At 70.3% G+C, this 14,053-nt stretch carries 15 protein-coding genes; 11 read left to right on the top strand and 4 right to left on the bottom strand.

All coding sequences use genetic code 11. The features are described 5' to 3' along the window. Positions 1 to 118 precede the first annotated feature (118 nt). Both ACFWBT_RS21470 and ACFWBT_RS21475 read left to right on the top strand, forming a co-directional pair. Entirely contained in the window at positions 119 to 1,837 is a 1,719-nt protein-coding gene (locus ACFWBT_RS21470) for an RDD family protein (protein WP_385702637.1), read from the top strand. A gap of 63 nt (positions 1,838 to 1,900) precedes the next feature. Then, a complete protein-coding gene (locus tag ACFWBT_RS21475; protein ID WP_385702640.1) occupies positions 1,901 to 2,626 on the top strand; it encodes an RDD family protein in 726 nt (241 codons plus the stop codon). A 166-nt stretch (positions 2,627 to 2,792) separates the two neighbouring features. Here ACFWBT_RS21475 and ACFWBT_RS21480 read toward each other — a convergent pair whose 3' ends face one another. Beyond that, entirely contained in the window at positions 2,793 to 3,080 is a 288-nt protein-coding gene (locus ACFWBT_RS21480) for a hypothetical protein (RefSeq protein ID WP_385702642.1), read from the bottom strand. Between the two features lie 440 nt (positions 3,081 to 3,520). Between ACFWBT_RS21480 and ACFWBT_RS21485 the strand changes: the two genes are divergently transcribed. Together ACFWBT_RS21485 and ACFWBT_RS21490 are read left to right on the top strand one after the other, a co-directional pair. Next, entirely contained in the window at positions 3,521 to 5,875 is a 2,355-nt protein-coding gene (locus tag ACFWBT_RS21485) for an immune inhibitor A domain-containing protein (protein WP_385702645.1), read from the top strand. 121 nt (positions 5,876 to 5,996) lie between these two features. Continuing rightward, positions 5,997 to 6,362: a hypothetical protein gene (locus tag ACFWBT_RS21490; protein ID WP_356462454.1), complete on the top strand. Its 366-nt coding sequence runs from the start codon at positions 5,997 to 5,999 to the stop codon at positions 6,360 to 6,362. Positions 6,363 to 6,423: 61 nt separating this feature from the next. On the opposite strand, the gene ACFWBT_RS21495 is transcribed toward ACFWBT_RS21490, so the two are convergent. Beyond that, positions 6,424 to 7,008, bottom strand: a complete 585-nt coding sequence (locus tag ACFWBT_RS21495) for a nicotinamidase (protein WP_385702648.1) — start codon at positions 7,006 to 7,008, stop codon at positions 6,424 to 6,426. A 197-nt stretch (positions 7,009 to 7,205) separates the two neighbouring features. Continuing rightward, the gene (locus ACFWBT_RS21500; protein ID WP_385702650.1) at positions 7,206 to 8,534 is read right to left on the bottom strand and encodes a nicotinate phosphoribosyltransferase; all 1,329 of its coding nucleotides are present in this window, start codon (positions 8,532 to 8,534) and stop codon (positions 7,206 to 7,208) included. 119 nt (positions 8,535 to 8,653) lie between these two features. On the opposite strand from ACFWBT_RS21500, the gene clpS reads away from it, so the two are divergent. From clpS to ACFWBT_RS21535, 7 genes are all read left to right on the top strand, one after another. Beyond that, a complete protein-coding gene (gene clpS / locus ACFWBT_RS21505) occupies positions 8,654 to 8,971 on the top strand; it encodes an ATP-dependent Clp protease adapter ClpS (RefSeq protein WP_037619207.1) in 318 nt (105 codons plus the stop codon). A 53-nt stretch (positions 8,972 to 9,024) separates the two neighbouring features. Continuing rightward, complete coding sequence (locus tag ACFWBT_RS21510; protein ID WP_385702654.1) at positions 9,025 to 9,630, top strand: DUF2017 domain-containing protein; 606 nt, start codon at positions 9,025 to 9,027, stop codon at positions 9,628 to 9,630. A gap of 330 nt (positions 9,631 to 9,960) precedes the next feature. Beyond that, entirely contained in the window at positions 9,961 to 11,412 is a 1,452-nt protein-coding gene (locus tag ACFWBT_RS21515; RefSeq protein ID WP_385702655.1) for an amino acid permease, read from the top strand. A 111-nt stretch (positions 11,413 to 11,523) separates the two neighbouring features. Then, positions 11,524 to 11,946: a M67 family metallopeptidase gene (locus ACFWBT_RS21520; protein ID WP_266759231.1), complete on the top strand. Its 423-nt coding sequence runs from the start codon at positions 11,524 to 11,526 to the stop codon at positions 11,944 to 11,946. A 79-nt stretch (positions 11,947 to 12,025) separates the two neighbouring features. Then, positions 12,026 to 12,127 carry a putative leader peptide gene (locus tag ACFWBT_RS21525; RefSeq protein ID WP_311736770.1) on the top strand — a complete coding sequence of 34 codons (102 nt, stop codon included), beginning with the start codon at positions 12,026 to 12,028 and terminating at the stop codon, positions 12,125 to 12,127. A gap of 115 nt (positions 12,128 to 12,242) precedes the next feature. After that, positions 12,243 to 12,521: a MoaD/ThiS family protein gene (locus ACFWBT_RS21530; protein WP_266759229.1), complete on the top strand. Its 279-nt coding sequence runs from the start codon at positions 12,243 to 12,245 to the stop codon at positions 12,519 to 12,521. 16 nt (positions 12,522 to 12,537) lie between these two features. Further along, the gene (locus tag ACFWBT_RS21535; protein WP_356462444.1) at positions 12,538 to 13,488 is read left to right on the top strand and encodes a cysteine synthase; all 951 of its coding nucleotides are present in this window, start codon (positions 12,538 to 12,540) and stop codon (positions 13,486 to 13,488) included. Positions 13,489 to 13,689: 201 nt separating this feature from the next. Here the strand turns inward: ACFWBT_RS21535 and ACFWBT_RS21540 are convergent. After that, positions 13,690 to 14,053 (bottom strand): type II toxin-antitoxin system PemK/MazF family toxin (locus ACFWBT_RS21540; RefSeq protein ID WP_385702659.1); only part of this gene is annotated, 364 nt, incomplete at its 5' end.

A 14,053-nucleotide genomic window follows, 5' to 3' on the forward strand; every position in this document is an offset into this window, starting at 1 on the left:
GAGGGGGCGGAACCTTGCCCGAAAGGGGTGGGTACCGCGGGACCGGCCGTGACGCGTGCGCCGGTCTGGTAGATGTGGACCCTCAATCAGACCCCCGAGCAGATACGGGACGACGGACATGAGCGCCCCAACCCCGGCCCCCGGTGACGACAGGCCCCGCGAAGGGTATTACCCGGACCCCTCCATTCCTGGATATGTCCGGTACTGGAACGGCGCCGCCTGGGTGCCGGGCACGAGCCGCCCGGCACCCTCGGGCGGCGAGGCGCTCGCCCCGCCGGCCGGCGTGCGCCCCGCGCATGTGCCCGCTCCGGCGCCCTCCCCCGAGTTCTCGTCGGCGCTCGGACACGGAGGCACCCCCACGGCGGAGGAGACGGGCCCGCACTTCTTCGACGAGGACCCGCAGCCCCGCCGGGCCACCCCCGCCGAGGCGCAGCACGGCAGCCGGCCCGAGCCCGCCACCGCGTGGGGCGCCGACCGCTCCCAGCAGTCCGGCTTCGGCGGCGACCAGGACCGCCGGGTGTCCTGGGGCGCGCCCCAGGGATCCGACCCGCGTGTCGAGCGCCCGGCGCAGCCCGCCGACGCGGTGAGCCGCCCGGACGGGGCGTCGGCACGCACGGACGGTACGGCGACGATCCCGCCCGCCGACTCCGGTGGCCCCCGGCCCTCGGCGTCCGGAGGGCCCGTGGTCTTCCGCCGCCCCACGGGACCGGTGCCGCCCACGGGATCCGAGGGCACGGCGGACGCGGGCGGTACGAGCGGTACGAGCGGTACGGGCGACGCGGGTTCAAGCGGAGCCGACGGCCGGAGCGGGGCCGGGACCGGAGTCGCCGCGGGCGCCGGGCAGTCCGGCGCCGGACACCCCACCGCCACCCCGGGCGCCCGGAACCCCGTCCCTTCCGAGGGCGCCCCCGATTTCGGTGCGCTCTCCCCGCGCACGGAGCAGCAGAGCGGGGCGCACGGCGGGGGCACGGGTCCGGCGACGGCCCCGCCGGTCGCACCCACCGCGTCCGGTCCGTTCTCCGCGTCCGGTCCGTCTGCCGCGTCCGCCGCGTCGGCCGGAGGCGGCTTCGGAGCCGGGCAGGCGGCCCAGGCATCGGCGGCCCAGGCGCCGGCGGCCCAGGCATCGGCGGCCCAGGCGTCCGCCGCGCAGGCCGCTCCGGCCCCCGCCGTCCCTCAGCAGTCCGGCGGCTCCACGCCCATGGCCTCCGGAGTCGGCGGCGGCCAGCCCTCCTGGGCCCAGCAGGTGCACCGGCTCGCGGAGGATCCGGCCGAGGAGGGGCAGCGGGTCACGCCGTGGAAGCCGCCGGTCGACGACGTGTTCCAGGCGGCCGCTCGCCGGCACTCGGCGGTCCGTCCGGCCGGCCTCGGCCGACGGCTGGCCGCCCGGGTGGTGGACACCGTCGTCCTCGCCGGTGTCACCGCGGCGGCCGCCGTGCCGCTGGGCACCAGGGCGGTCGACCACGTCAACGAGAAGATCGACGCGGCCGAACTGTCGGGCGAGAAGGTCACCGTCTGGCTGCTCGACGGAACGACCGCCACCTGCCTCGGCATCGTCCTCGCCGTACTGCTCCTCTTCGGCGTCCTCTACGACGTCCTGCCCACCGCCAAGTGGGGCCGCACCCTGGGCAAGAAGCTGTGCGGCGTCGAGGTGCGCGACATAGAGGGTCACGAACCGCCGACCTTCGGGCGGGCCCTGGGCCGCTGGCTCGTCTACAGCGTCCCGGGTCTCCTGCTCGTCGGAGTCGTCGGCGTCCTGTGGTGCCTGTTCGACAGGCCCTGGCGTCAGTGCTGGCACGACAAGGCGGCCCACACCTTCGTGGCGGCCTCGGAACGCTGATCCCGTCCCCCGGACGGCCCTTCGCCGGATGCGGATCCGGATGGTTCGCGGTCGACTCGGGCCATGAGCAGCGAACCGCCGCCCCCGGGCCCCGGCCAGCCACCGGACGACGACCCGTTCAAGAAGCAGCCCCCGCCCGCCGAGGGCGGGGGTTCCCCGTACGACCCGCCGCCCCCCGGCGGCCAGACCCCTCCCTACGGCAGTCAGCCGCCCCCGTTCGAGGGCCAGCCGCCCCCGTCCGGAGGAGGCGGCGGCCCCTACGGAGGCGGCGGTGACCACTACGGCGGCGGAGGCCCGTACGGCGGTGGCGGCCCGTACGGCGGCGATCCGCTCGCCGGGATGCCGCCGCTCGCCGAGAGCGGGAAGCGGGTGCTGGCGAGGATCCTGGACATGATCCTGGTGGGCATCGTGGTGTGGCTGCTGTCCTGGGCGTTCGGGGTCACCGAGTACAACGTGGACTCGGACAAGATCGAGTACGGCAAGTCGTTCGGGCAGTCCCTGGTGGCCGCCGTCTGCTTCGTCGCCTACGACACCGTGATGATCAGCAAGTCGGGCCAGACCCTCGGCAAGAGGCTGTTCAACCACCGGGTCGCCAACCTCGACAACGGCTCGACCCCCTCCGTGCAGACCTCCCTGGTCCGGGCCCTGGTGCTGTGGATCCCGTTCGCGTTCTGCTGCGCCTGTATCTGGACGGCGATCGCGGGCGGCTGGAGCTTCTTCGACAAGCCCTACAAGCAGGGCCTGCACGACAAGGCGGCCAAGACGGTGGTGGTCGACTCCAGAGCATGACCGGCCGGGCGGCGACGGCGCACGGACGAACGGCGGGCCCGTGATGCGTGGGCCCGCCGTTCGTGCACGAGGTCGGAGCGTTGCGTGCGCCGGGTCGCGGCGTCCCGGGTGCCGGAAGTCCGCCGGTCCTGAAGGGCACCGGGGCCCGCAGGTCGCCTACGCGGCTTCAGGGGCCCGCGGGTTCGCGTACCGGCTCGGGTGCGGAGGAGGCGGAGACGGACGCGGTCTCGAACTGCACCGGTACCCGCTCGCGGACGAGGGGAGCGGGGGCGGACGGTGCGGGCTTCGGCAGCGGGACCGTCATGGCCACGAGCAGTCCGAGAGCGAGCGCCGAGAGGGTGATCAGCACGATCCCCAGGCTCGAACTCGTCTGTGACAGCAGCAGCATGGCGAGGGTGGAGAAGATCACGGTGCAGGAACCGTAGGCGAGCTGTGCGGCGGTCGGACGAGGCATGGCAATCGTGTCCTCGGATGGGGGTTCTCCCCCCGGGGCCTCTCGCGATGGGGGAGGGTGCGGATAGAAATCGGGGGTGAGACAACGGTGTCGACTTGGCTTCTCGCCGACTTCCGACGCTTCGCCAATCGACTCTATTCGCCTGCATGCCCGAGTGGAACGACCGGTAAGCGTGACCTTACCCACGGTGCCGGTGCACAGGGGGCGCACGGAGTCATCGCGTCCACCAAGTGGACGTTCGGGCGCGCCTGTTGAGGGGTTTCGGGGGCGTCCGGATACCGAACGGAGGCTCCGCATAATGCACTTGCCAGGTTCAAGTCAAGATCTGTTTTTTCTTTGGTAACTCGGGTCAACTGTCGTCACTTGAATCGCGATAGCGCGCGCGGACCTCCATGACCCGGAACCCCCTCCGCGTGAACGCACGCGGGGGAGGACATCAAGTGACCAACAGACCATGGACGTTCAGAGCGGCCGCGGTGGGCGTAGCCCTCGCGGCGGCCACCGCCACGTTCTCGACGTACGCCGTGGCGCAGGCCGACTCGGCCGCCGCTTCACCGGTCGTGGACCGCCACGACCCGCAGCCGGTCAAGAACACGGTCGACCACGACCTCGACGGCCCGCTGAGCAAGACCCAGAACGCCCAGCGCCAGGAGGCGCTGAACCAGGTCATATCCGGCGACGCCAAGGTGCAGACCCGCAACGGCTCGCAGGTCGTCCAGCTGAAGAGCAAGAAGGGCGACAGCAAGTACGTCGAGCTGGGCCGCGAGAAGACCGACAAGATCTTCACGATCCTGGTCGAGTTCGGCGACAAGACGGACCCGAAGTACGGCGGCACCGCCGGTCCGCAGCACAACACGATCGCCAAGCCGAACCGCAAGAAGGACAACAGCACGGCCTGGCAGGCGGATTACAACCAGAAGCACTTCCAGGACCTCTACTTCGGCACCGGCAAGAACGTCGAGTCGATGAAGAAGTTCTACGAGGCGCAGTCCTCGGGCCGCTACTCGGTGGACGGCGAGGTCGCCGACTGGGTCAAGGTCCCCTTCAACGAGGCCCGTTACGGCAACAACGCCTGCGGCTCAACGAACTGCCCGAGCGTGTGGAACGTCGTCAAGGACGGCGTCACCGCCTGGGTCGCCCAGCAGAAGGCGGCCGGCGCGTCCGACGCCGCCATCAAGGCGGACCTGGCCGGCTTCGACCAGTGGGACCGCTACGACTTCGACGGCGACGGCAACTTCAACGAGCCCGACGGCTACATCGACCACTTCCAGATCGTGCACGCCGGTGAGGACGAGTCCGCGGGCGGCGGTGTACAGGGCGAGGACGCCATCTGGGCCCACCGCTGGTACGCGTTCGGCACCGACGCGGGCGCCACGGGTCCGGGCGACAACAAGCTCGGCGGCGCCCAGGTCGGCGACACCGGCATCTGGGTCGGCGACTACACCATCCAGCCGGAGAACGGCGGACTCGGCGTCTTCGCCCACGAGTACGGTCACGACCTCGGTCTGCCGGACCACTACGACACCGCCGGCGGCGACAACTCCACCGGCTTCTGGACCCTGATGTCCTCGGGTTCCTGGCTCGGCAGGGGCAAGGACTCCATCGGCGACCTCCCCGGCGACTTCAACGCCTGGGACAAGCTCCAGCTCGGCTGGCTGAACTACGACACGGCCAAGGCGGGCAAGCAGTCCACGCACAAGCTGGGTGTCGCCGAGTACAACACCTGGAACAAGCAGGCGCTCGTCGTCACTCTGCCGGAGAAGGCGGTCACGACCACGGTCGTCACTCCGGCGCAGGGCTCGACCCAGTGGTGGAGCGGCAGCGGTGACAACCTGAAGAACACGCTGACCCGGTCCGTGGACCTCACGGGCAAGTCGTCGGCGACGCTGACCCTCGACGGCTGGTACGACATCGAGGCGAACTACGACTACCTGTACACCGAGGTCTCGACCGACGGCGGCGCCAACTGGACCGCCCTCGACGGCACGGTGAACGGCGCGGCGATCCCGCGCGACGGCAGCGACAAGCCCGTCCTCACCGGCACCATCGACTCGTACGCGAAGCTGGCGTACCCGCTCGACGCCTACGCGGGCAAGAAGATCGACGTCCGCTTCCGCTACCAGAGCGACGGCGGTGTGGCGCTGAAGGGCTTCGCGGCCGACGAGATCACCGTCACCGCGGACGGCACCGCGCTCTTCTCGGACAACGCCGAGACGGCCGACGCCGCTTGGACCGCCAGTGGCTTCTCCCGCATCGGCGCGTCCTTCACCAAGGACTACGCGCAGTACTACCTCGCGGAGAACCGCCAGTACGTCTCGTACGACAAGACCCTCAAGGTCGGCCCGTACAACTTCGGCTTCTCGACGACCCGTCCGGACTGGGTGGAGCACTACGCCTACCAGAACGGCCTGTTGATCTGGAAGTGGGACACCTCGCAGGCGGACAACAACACCAGCCAGCACCCGGGTGTCGGCCTCGCGCTCCCGGTCGACGCGCACTCGAAGGCCCTGTGGTGGGAGAACGGCACGCTGATGCGCAACCGCATCCAGGCCTACGACTCCACCTTCAGCCTGTACCGCACGGACGGCATCACGCTGCACAGCGCCGACGTCGCCAAGAAGATCCCGTCGAAGAAGGGCGTGTCGGTCTTCAACGACCACACCAGCGACTACTACGACAACAGGAACCCGACCGGCGGCGTCAAGATCACTGACACCAACACCAAGATCCAGATCGTCAAGGAGGCCAAGGACGGCTCGACGATCTCCCTCAAGGTCGGTCCCGCAGTGAAGTAGTCAGCATTTCCGCAGGTCAGAAGCGTATCGGCGGCAACCCTCTGGCGGGTTGCCGCCGATCGTGTTTAGGTGCGTCCTGTGCCTGGCTTATTGACACCGACTCGCACGGGGGTGTGACCGCATGGCCGCAGGAGGTTTCTGCAGATTGCCGAACGGCAGCGTCGTGGTGGCGCTGAACCTGCCCAGTCCGGCAGGTTCCGGCGCCGGCTGCATACGGTTCCTGGTCGTCGCCCAGAACCGTGCCCGCGCCCTGACGCGCCTGCGCAATCTGGGCCTGCGCGCCGTCTACCTGCGGGGCAACGCGGCCCCGCCGACACCCGACGAGATCACCGCGGTCCTGCACCACCCCGACGGGCTCATCTGGCGCACGGCCCCCGACGCCGGCGTCCCGGGCACCGGCGTCACCGGCATCGGTGTCCCCGAGCTCCCCCAGGAGCTGTGGCACCCGATCAGGACGCTGCTCAGACGCCCGGCACCGCAGCCGTGACGCCCCGGACGGGACGGAGTGCGACTTCGTACGACCCTGTGTGACGCGCGGGGCGTCCCGGCTAGACCACGGGCTTGCCGGTGAGCTCGACTCCGGCCGCGCGCAGCTCTTCCAGCGCGCGTTCCGTCGTCTCCTCCGCCACTCCGGCCGTCAGGTCGAGCAGGACGGTCGTGCGGAAGCCCTGTTCCGCGGCGTCCAGGGCGGTCGCCCGTACGCAGTGGTCGGTCGCGATGCCGACCACGTCGACCTCGCCGATCCCGCGGGCGCGCAGCCAGTCGCCCAGCGGCATGCCGTTCTCGTCGGCGCCCTCGAAGCCGCTGTACGCCGCCGCGTAGGCGCCCTTGTCGAAGACGGCGTCGATCGCGCCGGAGGCGACGGCCGGGGCGAAGTTCGGGTGGAAGCCCACCCCTTCGGTACCGGCCACGCAGTGCGCGGGCCAGGAGTGCACGTAGTCGGGGTTGTCGGCGAAGTGGCCCCCGGGGGCGATGTGGAGGTCGCGGGTGGCGACGACATGCCGGTAGCCGGCGGGGGCCTGCCCGATCAGCTCCGTGACGGCGGCGGCCACATCGGCGCCCCCGGACACCGCGAGGCTGCCTCCCTCGCAGAAGTCGTTCTGCACGTCTACGACGATCAAGGCGCGGCGCATGGGCGGTGTCCTTCGGCTATGGGTGCGGCAGACAAGGGTGCGGGCCCGGCCGTTGAACTTCCGAGCCTAGAGACTTCGAGGGCGGTGCGGGAGGGGGTATTCGGCTTCCACGGCCCGTGCGGGCACGCTGCCGTTGCATTCCCGCTCACCCGAGGTTCATGCGCGGCGCCACTCCTGCCCCGCCCGCCTCCCGCGCCTCAGACGTATTCGGTGGGAAGCACCGGCTCTCCGCGCGACAACTGCGTCGCCGACAGCGGCAGCCGGGCCCGGACGTCCGCGTGCCGGTCGCGTACGACGTCGAGCGGCTCGCGGGACAGGACCTGTCCGCCCTTGATCAGCTGGACCAGGAGCTGCTGGTCGGCCAGCTCGCCGGGCACCGGCCCGACGCCGATCACCTCGGCCTCCGCGACCCCGTGCTCGTCCAGGCGCCGTGCGGCCCACTTGCGGCCGCCGATGGACGTCTTCCCGCCGGAGGACTTCTTGGCCACCGGCACCAGCGGCGCCTTCGGGTCGGCGGACTCGGCGCGGGCGACCAGTTTGTAGACCATCGAGCAGGTCGGATGGCCGGATCCCGTCACCAGCTGGGTGCCGACGCCGTACGCGTCCACGGGCGCCGCCGCCAGCGAGGCGATGGCGTACTCGTCGAGGTCGGAGGTCACGACGATCTTCGTCCGCGTCGCGCCCAGCTCGTCCAGCTGCTGGCGTACCCGGTGGGCGACGAGCAGCAGGTCGCCGGAGTCGATGCGCACCGCGCCGAGCTCGGTGCCGGCGACCTCGACGGCCGTCCGGACCGCCTCGGCCACGTCGTAGGTGTCCACGAGCAGCGTGGTGCCCCGGCCCAGCGAGTTCACCTGGGCCTGGAAGGCGTCCCGCTCGTGGTCGTGCAGCAGGGTGAAGGCGTGCGCGGAGGTGCCCACGGTCGGGATGCCGTAGCGGAAACCGGCGGCCAGGTCGGAGGTGGTGGTGAACCCGCCGATGTACGCGGCCCGCGCGGCGGCCACCGCGGCCAGCTCGTGGGTGCGCCGGGCGCCCATCTCGATCAGCGGCCGCCCGCCCGCGGCGGAGGCCATCCGGGAGGCGGCGGCCGCGATGGCGGAGTCGTGGTTGAGGATCGACAGGATGACCGTCTCCAGGAGCACGCACTCCGCGAAGCTGCCCTCGACCCGCAGCAGGGGGGAGCCGGGGAAGTACACCTCGCCCTCGGGGTAGCCCCAGATGTCCCCGCCGAAGCGGTACGAGGCGAGCCACTCGATGGTCGGCTCGTCCACGATCCCGCGCTCGCGCAGAAAGCCGAGGACGTCCGCGTCGAACCGGAAGTTCTCGACCGCGTCGAGGACGCGTCCGGTGCCCGCGACGACTCCGTAGCGCCGCCCCTCGGGCAGCCGCCGGGTGAAGACCTCGAAGACCGAGCGCCGCTCGGCGGTTCCGGCCGCGAGCGCGGCCTGCAGCATCGTCAGCTCGTACTGGTCAGTGAAGAGCGCCGTCGAGGGTACGTCCACCGGCAGCCCAAGGTCCGCTGTGTTCATGGCAGGGATCGTACCCCCATCTCGTCACTTTGACGATTTCTGGTGGCCCGGAGATTCCCGGGGGAGTCGCCCCTCTTTTCGGGGGTCCGTTTGTGCGGGTGACCCCCTCTGGTGGCAGCATGGGCGATGTGACGGCTCCCGCACCTCTAGAGATCGAGAAGACCGAGTCGGCGGAGGAGGTCTTCGCCGTACCTGAGCCGGACGTCCCCTGGGTCACGATCGTCCACAACGACCCGGTCAACCTCATGAGCTACGTGACGTATGTCTTCCAGACGTACTTCGGCTACTCCAAGGACAAGGCCACCAAGCTGATGATGGACGTCCACCACAAGGGCCGGGCCGTCGTATCCAGCGGCACGCGCGAGGAGATGGAGCGCGACGTGCAGGCCATGCACGGCTACGGTCTGTGGGCCACCCTTCAGCAGGACCGGAAGTAGCCGGACCCCTGTCACCCACCCGCGAGCAGGACCGGAAGTAGCGAACTCACTCCATGCCTGGACACTTCGAACCGCTCCCCGGCGGCGGCGCGGCCGTCGCGCTCGACGAGGTCGAGATCTCCATCATCCGCTCCCTCGCCGTCCAGCTCCTGGAGCTCATCGGTCCCGGCCCCGCGGAGAACGACGCCGCCGACCCGCTCGCCGAGCTGTTCGCGGAGGGCCCCAGCGAGCCGCCGAGCGACCCGGTGCTCAGGCGGCTGTTCCCCGACGCCTACAGCGGCCCCGACGTCGAGGCCGCCTCGGCCGAGCAGGCCGAGGAGCAGCGGGCCCACTCCGCGGAGTTCCGCCGCTTCACCGAGAACGACCTGCGCGCCGGCAAGCGCGAGAACGCCCTCACGATGATCCGCTCGCTGGACGGCCTGACGCCCGGCGGTGACGGCGGAGCGGTCCTCAAGCTGACCACCGCGCAGTCCGAGCAGTGGCTGCGCGCCCTGAACGACCTGCGGCTCGCGATCGGTTCTCGGCTCGACGTCGTCGACGAGGAGGACACCGACCTCCTCTACCGTCTCCCGGACGAGGACCCGCGCAAGCCGATGGTGATGGCGTACCTCTGGCTGGGTGGACTCCAGGAGACCCTGGTCGAAACCCTTATGCCCTGATCTGTCAGGACATAACACCTCTCGTGTTCGCTCAGCGGACGCTCAAATCCGGATAACGATCGCGTCACCGTAACCGCGCCCTATGGGGCGCGGTTCGACGTTTTGTCCGGTTCTTCCTGTGGTCTGCGCAACACGACCCTCAACCGATCAACGTTGCCGCCGTGATAGATCTTCACGACCGCCCGACAGGACACCACCCATCTCCTGCCGGGTGCGCCACCGAGCCGGCGGACCGCCGGCCAGGCACAGCTCCACCTATCCGGGGGGATCGGAAACCGATCCGAAGCCAAGGGACTGGCTCGGACCGGCATGGAGAAAGGCGCACCAGACATGACCTCATCGCAGGTCGACAAGCAGTACGACGGCAGTGAGGCCGTGGGCGGCGACGCCCCCGAAGAGGGGTACGAGCGCGGGCTCGGCAGCCGTCAGGTCCAGATGATCGCGATCGGCGGCGCCATCGGCGTCGGCCTGTTCCTGGGAGCCGGGGCGAACATCGCCAAGGCCGGCCCCAGCCTGATCATGATGTACGCCCTCGCGGGCGTGATCATCTTCTTCATCATGCGGGCGCTCGGCGAGCTCCTGCTCTACCGCCCGGTCTCGGGCTCCTTCGCGGAGTACTCCCGCGAGTTCCTCGGCCCGTTCTTCGGCTACTTCACCGGCTGGACGTACTGGCTGATGTGGGTGGTCACCGGCATGGCCGAGCTCACGGCCGCCGCGATCTACGTCCACTACTGGTTCCCGACGGTCCCCCAATGGGTGACGGCACTCGTCTTCCTGGTCGTCCTGTTCGTGGCGAACCTGATCTCGGTCAAGCTCTTCGGCGAGATCGAGTTCTGGTTCTCGATGGTCAAGGTCACCGCCCTGATCGGCATGATCGTGATCGGCCTCGGCGTCCTCACCTTCGGTTTCAGCTCCGCCGGTGACACCGCCTCCGTCGCCAACCTCTGGCAGTTCGACGGCTTCTTCCCCAAGGGCGTCGGCTCGTCCCTGATGACCCTGCAGGGCGTCATGTTCGCCTACCTCGCCGTGGAGCTCGTCGGCGTCACGGCGGGCGAGTCCGAGGACCCCGAGAAGACGCTCCCGAAGGCCATCAACACGCTTCCGTGGCGGATCGCCCTCTTCTACGTCGGTGCCCTCTCGGTCATCCTCTGCGTCGTGAAGTGGACGGAGTTCGCACCGGGCGTGAGCCCCTTCGTCGCGGCCTTCGCGAAGATCGGCATCCCGGCCGGCGCGGCCATCGTCAACTTCGTGGTCCTCACCGCCGCCCTGTCCTCCTGCAACTCGGGCATGTACTCCACGGGCCGCATGCTGCGGAACCTGGCCGACAGCGGCGAGGCCCCGAAGGTCTTCAGCAAGCTGTCGTCGACCAAGACGCCCGCGCTCGGCATCACGATCTCCGTGCTCTTCATGGGCATCGGCGTGATCCTCAACTACGTCGTCCCCGAGAAGGCCTTCGGCTACGTCACCTCGGTGGCCACCGCGGCCGGCATCTGGACCTGGCTGATGATCCTCGTCAGCCACATCCTCTACCGCCGCGCGGTCGACGCCGGCCGGCTGCCGGCCTCGTCCTTCCCGGCCCCGGGCGGCGCGAAGTGCAGCTGGGTCGCGGTCGCGTTCCTCCTCTTCGTCACCGGCCTGATCGCGTACGACTCCGAGTCCCGCATCTGCCTGTACGTGATGGCCGTCTGGGCCGCCGCGCTGGCCATCGGCTGGGCGATCCTCAAGGCCCGCAACCCGCAGGTCACCGAACGTCACGAGCAGGAGTTCGAGACCGTCGGCTGACCGTCCCCACGGACGTCCGGCCGCTCCGGCCACCGCTCAGGACGTCCGGCATTCGGGCCGTCCCGTACCACACCTCGGTACGGGACGGCCCTTCTGTCTATCCTGACCAGCATGCTGACCATCACCGAGGCCCTGTTCGACCAGATCGTCGCGCACGCGCGCCAGGACCACCCCGACGAGGCGTGCGGCGTCGTCGCGGGGCCCGCGGGCACCGACCGCCCCGAGCGGTTCATCCCGATGCTGAACGCGGCCCGCTCGCCCACGTTCTACGAGTTCGACTCCGGCGATCTGCTGAAGCTCTACCGCGAGATGGACGACCGCGACGAGGAGCCCGTCGTCATCTACCACTCGCACACCGCGACCGAGGCCTACCCCTCCCGCACCGACCTCTCCTACGCGAACGAACCGGGCGCGCACTACGTCCTGGTCTCCACGGCGGACACGGACGACGCCGGCCCCTTCCAGTTCCGCTCGTACCGGATCGTGGAGGGCGAGGTCACGGAGGAGGAGGTCAAGGTCGTGGAGAGCTACTGATCTCACCCGTCGATCAAAAAGCGTCCGGAATGCGAGATCACACACCGGGACCCGTACCGGGAATCGATACGATGAGCCCATGGTTTTCCACGACGTGAGCGACAAGACGCCGGGCATGCTGCTCGTGGCGCGGCTGCACGTCGACCTGTGCAGGCTGCAGAGCGCCATCTGTACGCGCTGACCTGCCGCCGCCGTACGGCCGAGAGCCGCGGCACCGCAACCGGCGTACCCCCTGCCTTGCCCGCGCCGCCGCGCGTCTTCCGACCTGACTTTCCTTCCGACAGGAGCCCGCAACCATGGCCATCGAGGTCCGCATCCCCACCATCCTCCGCACCTACACGAACGGCGAGAAGGCCGTCGAGGGCGGCGGGGCGACCCTTGCCGAGCTGTTCACCGACCTCGACACCCGTCACGCGGGCATCCGGGCCCGGATCGTCGACGGCGGCGAACTGCGCCGCTTCGTCAACGTCTACCTCAACGACGAGGACGTCCGCTTCCTCGACGGCATCAACACCAAGCTGACCGACGGCGACAGCGTCACGATCCTGCCGGCCGTCGCCGGTGGCATGGCCTGATCGGCCGCTGGTCCCCATGCGCTACGACTCCCCGCTCGCCGCGGTGGGCAACACCCCTCTGGTGCGCCTGCCGCGGCTCTCGCCGTCCGCGGACGTCCGTATCTGGGCGAAGCTGGAGGACCGCAACCCGACCGGTTCGGTCAAGGACCGGCCGGCCCTCCACATGATCGAGCAGGCGGAGAAGGACGGCCGTCTGACGCCGGGCTGCACGATCCTGGAGCCGACCAGCGGCAACACCGGCATCTCGCTGGCCATGGCGGCGAAGCTCAAGGGCTACCGCATGGTCTGCGTCATGCCCGAGAACACCTCGCAGGAACGCCGTGACCTGCTCGGCATGTGGGGCGCCGAGATCATTCCCAGCCCGGCCGCGGGCGGTTCCAACACCGCCGTCCGCGTCGCCAAGGAACTCTCCGCGCAGCACCCGGACTGGGTGATGCTCTACCAGTACGGCAACCCGGACAACGCCGGCGCCCACTACGCCACGACGGGCCCGGAGATCCTCGCCGACCTCCCGTCCATCACCCACTTCGTGGCGGGCCTCGGCACCACGGGCACCCTCATGGGCGTCGGCCGCTTCCTGCGCGAGAACAAGCCGGACGTCAAGATCGTCGCCGCGGAGCCGCGCTACGACGACCTGGTCTACGGGCTCAGGAACCTGGACGAGGGCTTCGTACCGGAGCTGTACGACGCCTCCGTCCTCACCACCCGCTTCTCCGTGGGCTCGGCGGACGCGGTCACCCGCACCCGGGAACTCCTCCAGCAGGAGGGCATCTTCGCGGGCGTCTCCACAGGTGCCGCGCTGCACGCCGCGATCGGCGTCGGCAACAAGGCCCTCAAGGCCGGCGAGTCCGCCGACATCGCCTTCGTGGTCGCCGACGGCGGCTGGAAGTACCTGTCGACGGGCGTCTACACGGCGGCGACGACGGAAGAGGCGATCGAGGCATTGCAGGGCCAGCTCTGGGCGTAGCACCCGGACGATCCGGACGGAGGGCGTGGAGGCCGAGGAGCGGCCCCCGCGCCCTCCGCCGTTCCCGACGAGGAGAAGCCTCCGCTCCGGTGCGCACCGCCCGGAACGGCGAGCCCGGTCCGGCCTCGGCACGGCCCCCGGCCCAGCGGCCCGCGGCGCCCGGCCCAGCGGCCCGCGGCTGCCCGGCGGTCTCCGCCCGGTTCAGCCCGTCAGGTAGCGGACCTGGTCCCACAGGACCGGGTCCACCACGCCCACCCGCCGACGGAAGTCGCCCACCGGTACTTCGCGCAGCTCGTCCGTCTCGAGGAAGCTCGGCCGTCCGTGGGCGTCCCCCACGGCTCCCGGGGGCAGCGGAATCACCCCGGGCCGCTCGTCGTGGTACTTGCTGGTGATCTTCGCGACGGTCACCCGTTTCCCGTGCACCACCAGCACCAGGCAGGGCCGGTCCTTGGCCCCCGGCCCGTCCTCGTAGGGGACGTTCGCCCACCAGATCTCCGACGCCCGCGGAAGCGGCTCGCCGCGCCGGGTTCCGCCCCGGCGGGGTCCGCGGGGCCGGCCCGGCGGA

Source organism: Streptomyces sp. NPDC060027 (genome assembly GCF_042737005.1).
Lineage (GTDB): Bacteria > Actinomycetota > Actinomycetes > Streptomycetales > Streptomycetaceae > Streptomyces.